Raw genomic sequence first — 7,358 nt, 5'->3', positions numbered from 1 at the left:
GTTCGAGCGGTTCGAACGGGCGAGCGATTCCGGCGGCAGCGGTCTGGGGCTGTCGATCGCCCGGGACCTGGTCCTGGCGCACGGGGGCACGATCGACGCCGGGAACGATCCCGCGACCGGCGGCGCGTCCGTCACCGTCACCCTGCCCGCATGAGGGCCGCGTCGGCGGCGTCGCGATCGGTCCCCGACCACCAGTGGCCGCTGTGTCGAACGACCGCCGCCACCGTCGTCCTTGCCACCTGACTCGAGGCTGAACGGCGCCGCGCGGCGCGGGCGGGCGGGCGGTGCCTACGGTTGAGCCATGCGAGTGCTCGTCGTCGAGGACGAGGTGCGCCTCGCCGCCGGGATCAAGGCCGGGCTCGAGGCTCGTCGCCTGGAGCCGCGTGTGGCTCGGCGTCCACTGGACCTCCGACGTCGTCGCCAGCCTGTGCCTGTCCTTCGTCGCGTTCAGCGCCGTCGAGACCTGGTTGTCAGGCGAGCGGTTCGACGGCATCGCCGCAGCCGAGGGTGAGGTCGCGGTCGGTTCCGAGGAGATCGCGGAGGCGTCGCCCGGCCTCGGCACGTCCACAGCGGGGACTGTCCGAGACGTGTGTGAGCGGCGTGGCCAGGCAACGCTCCCTTGACACCGTCGGCGGGAGGTATAACCTGCAACCACATGGTTGTAGGAACTCGCGAGCGAGAGACGCAGATCGACCGGTTGTTCTTCGCCCTGAGCGATGCGACCCGGCGAGACATCGTGACGCAGGCGCTCGACCGTGAACGCTCCGTCAGCGAGCTCGGCCGGCTGTATCCGATCAGCCTCACGGCCGTGCAGAAGCACGTCGAGGTCCTCGTCGACGCCGGTCTGGTTTCCAAGCACCGGAGCGGGCGGGAGCAACTCGTGCGCGGCGAGGTCGACCGACTGCGCCGCGCGCACGAACTTCTGGATGAACTCGAAACGCTGTGGCGTGCCCGCCTCGAACGTTTCGACGACGTGCTCAACGACACCACTGGAAAGGACAGCGAATGACGGTTTGGAAGGTCGACAAGAACGCAGAGGCCAAGACGATGGTCATCACTGCGGAGTTCGATGCGTCCATCGCCAGCGTGTGGCAGCTGTGGGCCGACCCCCGCCTGCTCGAGCGGTGGTGGGGTCCGCCGGGGTTCCCGGCCACCTTCGAGCATCACGACCTCACCCCGGGCGGCACGATCACCTACTCCATGTCCGGTCCCGACGGCGGCGACAGGTTCGACGGCACGTGGAACGTGGTCGAGGTCGCCGCCCCGACCAGGCTCGTGGTGGAAGACGCCATCGTCGAGGATGACGGAACGCCCAGCGACGGCAACTCCATGACGCGCATGGAGATCGACATCGAAGGGGCGGGTGACACGACCCGGATGATCCTCACCACGCACTTCGACTCGATCGAGGGAATGGAGCAGGCGATCGCCACAGGCGTGGACGAAGGCATGAAGGCATGCATGTCCCAGATCGACGCCCTGCTGGCCGAGGTCGCTGCCTAGGGGGTCACCCGTCGCGGCGTGAGGCTGTCGATCGGACCGCGGTGCGTGTACGGTTTGTCACCGAGCGTGAAATCGTGCCGGTCGACGGAGCAGTAACCACTGACGTTCCCGGGTTAGATCCGCCGTCGGGCTTGTGGAGTCTTCGCATCCGTACGCCGCGCCGCAGCGTACGGATGCGGGAAGGCTGATGGTCTCATGAACCCTGACGACGATGTGATCGAGCGCAGAGAGGCGAGCGACACCCGACGCGACTCGGGCCCCCTCGTGAGATCGCAGCTGGAACGGATCATGCGAACCCTGGTGCCGCCCCTCCTGCTCGGGCTGCTGTTCTCGGTGCTTCTCACCGCTTCGTTCGCCAGCGCGCTCCACTCGCCCAGCTTCCATGACGTGAGGATCGCGGTGACCGGGCCGGGTGATCTGGCAACGGAGCTGGCCGAGGGGCTCAACCAGGACTCCAGCTTGGGCCTCGATGCCCGGGTCGTGCCGAGCCCCGCCGAAGCCCGGTCGCAGATCGAGCACCGCGAGGTGTACGGCGGGTTCGTGCTCGCACCGGGCGGCAACGAGGTGCTCGTCGCGTCGGCCGCCAGCGACGAGATCGCCCAGGCCCTGCCCGAGATCTTCGACAAGGTCCTCGCCTCGCAGCAGCCGGGCGACACGAGCGCCTCGGCCAAGACCGTGGACCTGGCCCCGTTGCCGACCCAGGACCGCAGTGGCTCCGTCGGCTACTTCGTGATGATCGGGCTGGCGATCGGGGCCTACTTCGCCGCGCTCATGCTCAACAACTTCGTGGACCTGCGGCTCGTGGGAATCCGTCTGGCGCTGGCCCGGTTGGTCACGCTCGCCGTGTACGCGCTGGTGGCGCCGCTTCCCGTGCTGCTGATCGTCGATCAGGTCCTCGATGCGTTGCCCGGCCACTTCGTGATGCTGTGGCTGTTCCTCGCTCTCTTCGTGTTCGCCATCGCCGCCTTCGCGAACGCGCTCATCCACTTCTTCGGCATGGCCGGCACCGCCGTCGTGATCCTCCTCGTCACCGTCATCGGCAACCCGGCGGCAGGCGGATCGGTCGCTTGGCCGCTCCTGCCTGCTTTCTTCCGGGTCGTCGGGCCGTGGACGCCGAACGGCGCGGGGACGGAGGGAATCCGCAACATCGTCTACTTCGATCACAACGCGCTGGGGCGTCCGCTGCTGACGCTCTGCCTGTACGCAGCCGTCGGGATCGTCCTCACGGTGGTCGCAGCAGCGTTGCGCGAGGCGCGATCCGTGGCGGTGACCGTGACGGAGGCCGAGGCATCCGTCTCCGGCGGCGGTGCCGTACCGCTGGCCTAGTGGTGCCCGTAGGAGCCCGTAGGAGCCCTGTCCTCGCCGTGCCCCACGGCCGCGATCCGCACCGAATCAGGAGGCGTCACGCGGGGTGGGGGTGGACGTGGGGCTCGTGGCCAATACACTCATGGTCGACCGATCGACTGGTCGGTCCCGTACACAGAAGAGAAGCAGAGCAAAAATGACCACAGGTACCGTGAAGTTCTTCAATGCTGAGAAGGGCTTCGGCTTCATCTCACGCGAGCAGGGCGACGACGTCTTCGTCCATTTCTCCAACATCCAGGGCGACGGCTACAAGTCCCTCGACGAGGGCCAGACGGTCGAGTTCGACGTCGCTCCCGGCCGGAAGGGCGAAGAGGCGCAGAACGTCCGCGTCATCTGACAAGGACGCTGTCCTGCTCGCGAGCCGCCGACGCTGTCGGCGGCTCGCGGCGCGTCCGGGCACCAATCGGGTCCGCAGGGCGGCGATGCTCATCGAGCACCTTCGTCGCGGAGTGACTCCGCTGCAACGCCGTCGTGCAGCACCTTGGCGACGAACGGCGACGTCATCGCCCGCATGAGGGCGCTGTAGTTGAGCTGGAACGCGATCTGGGCACCGACCGCGACGCGACGACCGCCGCCACTCAGGATGACGTGGTCGCTGCTGGCCCCGGTCACGCAGATGCCGGGGGGAGGCAGCAGACCGGCTGGGTCGACGTCCTGCTCGCCGATCGCCACGATCGTCCGCACGGCGTTGCCGGAGCCGGTCGCCACCGGCCGTTCGCCGAACGCGGTCTGGGCGAGGTCGCCCCACGGCCGGGACGGCTTGTCCTTGGCCTCGATCACCTCGGCGACCAGGCTGAAGGCGTCGGTGTGCAGGCCGTCGAGCGGGCGGCGGTGCAGGGGCTCACGACCGAGCAGGATCGCTTCGCCCAACCGCAGGTCGTCGATGCGTCCGGTGTCAGCACCGCTCATGGCCCAGGCGAGGTTGCCGGAGTTGCCCCCGGAGACGACGTCGAGCCTGCGGCCGAGCGTCGCTTCGACCGACCTGGCGATCGCCGAGAGCTCGGCCATGTTGCGGGCGTCGGGCACGACTCCGCTCTGACAGGCGAGGTTGGCCCCCACTCCTGCCAGCTCGAGGCTCGGGTAGCCGATCGTGTGGCGCACGACCTCCGCCACCCCGGCCGGCAGGATCCCCTCGCGCAGGTCGCCGAGCTCGACCATCAGCACGATTCCGTGGGTCGTCCGGGCCGCCCGCGCCGCTCCGGCCAGCCGGGTGATGACGGCCGGCTCGGTGTTGAAGCTGACCTCGGCGTGCCGGACGACCCTGTCCACCTGGCTGGTCATGGGCGATCGGATGAGCGTCATCGGCGCCCGCAGGCCCGCACGGCGCATCGCCTCGATGTTCTCGATGCGCGAATCACCGAGCCGGGTCACGCCGGCGCGCAACAGCGCGCCGGCGATGGCGGGCGATCCCAACGAGGCCTTGGTGACCCCGGTGACCGAGATGCCCTTCGTCTCCAGGGAGGACACGAGCATTCGGGCGTTGTGGTGGATCTTGCCGAGGTCGATGTCCAGGCGCGGCGCGATCACCGCGCGCTGGCGCTCAGCTTCTCCTCGAGCTCCGGGAACGCGGCGAGCACCATGTCCACGAGGCGGCCCTCCGGTCGGGTGAGCGCGTCGGTCGCCGGGATGCCGAGCTCGGTCTCGTACCGCGTGATCGCCGCCGAGACGTCGGCGTCGGTCATGTTCTCGTGGTTGATCGCGAGCCCGATGACCTTGGTGGCCGCGAAGGTCTCGATGAGGTTGATCTCGCTGGCGGGCGTCGGCATCACGACCGCCCCGAAGTCGCCGAGGCGGGTCCGGCCCGGCGCGTGCTGGAGGACGACGGCGTCGGGCCGGCTGCCCCGCAGGATGAACGTCGAGGTCAGATAGGCGGGGTGACTGAGCGCACCCTGTCCCTCGATGACGATCACGTCCGGGTGCTCGGTCTCGAAGGCCTCGACGACCGTGGCCTCCATCTCGCCCGAGCAGAACTGCGACGGGATGGCGTCGAGCGCGATGCCGTAGCGGCCTCCCTGGATCAGGCCGGTCTGGCCGGTGCTGACCATCACGGCGGGGACGCCGCGCTCGCGCAGCGCTCGAGTCAGCACCGTGGCGGTGGTCCGCTTGCCGATGGCTCCGTCCGTGCCCAGCACGGCGATGCGCGGGCAGGTGACCTCCGCGATGCGGCCGGTGAACATCCGCAGGTCCTTCTTGGCGCGGGGCCGGCGAACGTCGAAGATGTGCACGTCATGGGCCAGGGCGGCCGCGACGAACTCGGCGTCCTCGTTCAAGAACTCGTGCAGCCCGTTGACGATGTCCATCCCGGTGGCGATGGCGTCGAGGACGATGGTCCGCTCGTGGGCGGAGAGCATCCCGCTCGACGGCGCCACACCGAAGATGAAGGCGTCGGCCGCGCCGCCGACATGGGCGAGCGCGTCCGCGAGGTCCCGACAGACCGGGATGTCGTTCGGCTTCTCGTCGAGCACCACCCCCGCATCGTGGCCGGCCTGCCTGCTGTCGATCACCGCGACGATCTCGTAGGTCTCCGAGTAGCGGACGAGCCCGTTGGCCGTCTTGCCGTCGGTCTCGCCGAAGTTCGCTTCGCAGTACACGACCGCGGTGGGACGATCGCCCGCGATCACGGGCGCGTTCGACGTCAGGGGCATCAGGGACTGGGACATGTCGCTCCTCGAGGTGAGCTCAGAGGAGGCGACGGGAGAAGGCCGACCGTATGGCGCCGGGTGTCAACGAGAGGTCCCCACTAAGTCGGGCTTGGGCCCGCACCCTACCGTGGCCAGTTCTCGTCCCTCGTGGAATCGCGCGCAGTTGCGACGTCAGGCGCTGGCCGACAGGCCGAGGGGCACCATGCCGTCGAAGACCAGGGCCTCACCGTCCCGACGCACCGTGACCTCCAGGCCCGCATGCCGCAGGGTGCGGGCCAGCACGTCGCCACCCGCGGGCGCCACCGCTCGCAGGTGGGTCACCCCGATGTTGGACGCCAGTGTGGCCAGCTCGTTGACCAGCAGCGACCCGATGCCCCGGCGTTGATGCCGGTCCTCGACGACCACCGACAGGTCGGCGCTCCGTCGGCCCTCGTGCAGGTCGTAGCGGCCGACCCCGACGAGCACGTCGCCCACCAGGGCAGCCAGGGCCACCGTGTCACCGTCCTCGAGGACGAGGGTGGGGGAGAGGAAGTGGCTGTGCCGCCGCGTGCCCTCGGAGCAACGCCCGTGCTGGGCGGCCAGCGCGCCGCTGTCGCCGGTGCTGAGGTGGCGGAGTCGGACCAGCCCGCCGTCGGGCAGCGCCACCAGGCGTTCGAGCGTCATCGGTGCGCGCCGCGACGCGGCATCGGCGTCGGGCGGGTCTCCGGACGGTGCTCCCGTGGCTCCCGCGACGACGGGTCGCCTCGGCGGCGGAGATTCGGCCGAGGCATCCTCGTCGACGCTGCGCAGCGCGGCCCCGTACCGCCTGGCCACGGCCGCCAGATCGTCGCCGCGCTGGTCGGGCGCCTGGATGACGAGGCGGTCGATCACCGTGTCACCTCGCTCACCCGTGCCGGCGAGGACGTCCAGGTGGACGATGTTCGCTCCGCACGAGGCGAGGTCGCCCGCCAGGGCGGCGAGGTTGCCCGGCATGTCGGCCAACTCCACCCAGAGCTCGTGTCGAGCCATGATCGCTACGGTTCCCGTCTCTCGCATGCCATCTGTTCGGAACCATGCGCCCTGACGGTTGCGTGCAGTTCACCGGCGCGCATCGGCTGTGCGAACGCGATCTGTCGCGGTTCTGTCGCGACCCCGGAGCGCTTCCAAGGATCGGAGACGGTGCCTGCGGCGCGACGAAGCGCCCTTTCGGCCCAGCATCTCGAAGGCACCATCGGCCCCTCCACGCCACCGCACCGCCTCTCGACGTCCTTGACGTCGGCCGAGCCGTCCGCAATTATCGGACGGGATTCAAAAAGGGGGATCGATGTCGAACTACCTCGTCATCTCGTCCGACGGCCATGCCGGCCCGCCGCCCGAGGTCTACCGCGAGTACCTCGCGGAGGATTTTCGGCAGGCGTTCGACGAACACCAGGCCGCGGCCGAGGCCGGGCGCATGGTCAACGTCGACTTCGTCGACGAGTGGGACGCCGAGACCGGGGACCACGAGATGAAGGCCGGCTACGACCCCACCGTGCGCGACGCCATCCTCGACGAGGAGGGCGTCGCCGCCGAGGTCCTCTTCCCGGATGCCGACGTGCTCGGCACCGGCCGCCTCGCCAGCTCGCCGTTCGGCTCCGGCCTCGGCTCGGGAGCCGACGCCGATCCGGCCGCGGTCAAGGCCGGAGCTCGCGCCCACAACCGCTGGCTCGCCGACTTCTGCGCCACGAACCCGCAGCGGCGCATCGGCGTGGCGGTCGTGCCGGTCACCGCCGGTGTCGACGACGCGGTCGCCGAGGTCCATCACGCTGCCGAGCGCGGGCTGCGCGGCGTGATGATCCCCACGCGCTGGTTCGACGCCCCCGCCTACCT

At 69.7% G+C, this 7,358-nt stretch carries 10 protein-coding genes; 7 read left to right on the top strand and 3 right to left on the bottom strand.

Annotated features, from left to right (window positions below; genetic code table 11):
• The 6 genes from PV363_RS17975 to PV363_RS14055 all read left to right on the top strand — a co-directional run.
• On the top strand, positions 1 to 154 hold a 154-nt coding region (locus tag PV363_RS17975), incomplete at its 5' end, for an ATP-binding protein (protein WP_366525489.1).
• A gap of 130 nt (positions 155 to 284) precedes the next feature.
• Positions 285 to 623, top strand: a complete 339-nt coding sequence (locus PV363_RS14075) for a phosphatase PAP2 family protein (RefSeq protein ID WP_301022631.1) — start codon at positions 285 to 287, stop codon at positions 621 to 623.
• 32 nt (positions 624 to 655) lie between these two features.
• Positions 656 to 1,009, top strand: a complete 354-nt coding sequence (locus PV363_RS14070) for a winged helix-turn-helix domain-containing protein (RefSeq protein ID WP_301022630.1) — start codon at positions 656 to 658, stop codon at positions 1,007 to 1,009.
• A complete protein-coding gene (locus tag PV363_RS14065; RefSeq protein ID WP_301022629.1) occupies positions 1,006 to 1,503 on the top strand; it encodes an SRPBCC domain-containing protein in 498 nt (165 codons plus the stop codon). Before PV363_RS14070 ends, PV363_RS14065 begins: the two co-directional genes overlap by 4 nt.
• Positions 1,504 to 1,791: 288 nt before the next feature.
• Complete coding sequence (locus PV363_RS14060) at positions 1,792 to 2,829, top strand: ABC transporter permease (RefSeq protein ID WP_301022628.1); 1,038 nt, start codon at positions 1,792 to 1,794, stop codon at positions 2,827 to 2,829.
• Positions 2,830 to 3,004: 175 nt separating this feature from the next.
• Positions 3,005 to 3,205, top strand: coding sequence for a cold-shock protein (locus PV363_RS14055; protein ID WP_301022627.1), 201 nt, complete (start codon positions 3,005 to 3,007; stop codon positions 3,203 to 3,205).
• 89 nt (positions 3,206 to 3,294) lie between these two features.
• Here the strand turns inward: PV363_RS14055 and PV363_RS14050 are convergent, their stop codons facing one another.
• From PV363_RS14050 to PV363_RS14040, 3 genes are all read right to left on the bottom strand, one after another.
• On the bottom strand, positions 3,295 to 4,395 hold the full coding sequence (locus tag PV363_RS14050) for an alanine/ornithine racemase family PLP-dependent enzyme (protein WP_301022626.1): 1,101 nt from the start codon (positions 4,393 to 4,395) through the stop codon (positions 3,295 to 3,297).
• Positions 4,392 to 5,528, bottom strand: coding sequence for a DUF1611 domain-containing protein (locus PV363_RS14045; RefSeq protein ID WP_301022625.1), 1,137 nt, complete (start codon positions 5,526 to 5,528; stop codon positions 4,392 to 4,394). The genes PV363_RS14050 and PV363_RS14045 overlap by 4 nt, the downstream gene beginning before the upstream one ends.
• 153 nt (positions 5,529 to 5,681) lie before the next feature.
• The gene (locus tag PV363_RS14040) at positions 5,682 to 6,518 is read right to left on the bottom strand and encodes a GNAT family N-acetyltransferase (protein ID WP_301022624.1); all 837 of its coding nucleotides are present in this window, start codon (positions 6,516 to 6,518) and stop codon (positions 5,682 to 5,684) included.
• A 295-nt stretch (positions 6,519 to 6,813) separates the two neighbouring features.
• Here PV363_RS14040 and PV363_RS14035 point away from each other — a divergent pair.
• The coding region (locus PV363_RS14035) for an amidohydrolase family protein (protein WP_301022623.1) at positions 6,814 to 7,358 on the top strand (545 nt) is incomplete at its 3' end.

Origin of the sequence: Mumia sp. (assembly GCF_028803055.1) — a bacterium.
GTDB lineage: Bacteria > Actinomycetota > Actinomycetes > Propionibacteriales > Nocardioidaceae > Mumia.
Note: the sequence above shows the minus strand (reverse complement) of the source record. Positions and strands in the feature narration are given on the sequence as shown.